1 protein-coding gene is annotated in these 682 nt (G+C 74.5%); it reads left to right on the forward strand.

Annotated elements, in window-relative coordinates:
• The coding region (locus E4P42_RS26800) for a 13E12 repeat family protein (RefSeq protein WP_245234259.1) at positions 1–682 on the forward strand (682 nt) is incomplete at both ends.

The following is a 682-nucleotide window of genomic DNA, read 5'->3' on the forward strand; positions in this document are numbered from 1 at the left end:
CCTGCCTGAGCCTCGCCGACCGCCGCACCCTGGACGCCGAACTGTGCGCCGACCCGGCCGGGCTGGAGGGAAAGGGCGACAAGCGGATCACCGCCGCGGCCAAAGCCATCGCCTACCGCCTCGACCCCCAGGCCGTCATCGACCGCGCCGCCCGCGCCCCGGCCGACCGCACGGTCAGCATCCGCCCCGCCCCCGACACCATGACCTGGGTGAGCGCGCTGCTGCCGGTCGCCCAGGGCGTCGCGGTCTACGCCGCCCTCAAACGAGCGGCTGACACCACCGTCGACGGCCGCTCGCGCGGCCAGGTCATGGCCGACACGCTCGTCGAACGCCTCACCGGCCGGCCCGCCGAGGTCACGGTGCCGGTCGCGGTCAACCTCGTCCTCACCGACGACGCCCTGCTCGGCGGGACCACCACCCCCGCGACCATCAGCGGATACGGCCCCATCCCCGCGGTCATCGCCCGCCGCATGGTCGACGCCGCGCTCGGGGATGCGCGGTCGAAGGCGACGCTGCGCCGCGTCTACCGCCATCCGGCTTCGGGGGCGCTGCTAGCGATGGAATCCCGGGCCCGGCGCTTCCCCACCGGCTTGGCGGCGTTCCTCGATCTACGCGACCAGACCTGCCGCACCCCCTACTGCGACGCCCCGATCCGCCACCACGATCACGCCGACCCGCATCA

The organism is Mycobacterium sp. PS03-16 (genome assembly GCF_004570325.1).
In the GTDB taxonomy this organism is placed as follows: Bacteria; Actinomycetota; Actinomycetes; order Mycobacteriales; family Mycobacteriaceae; genus Mycobacterium.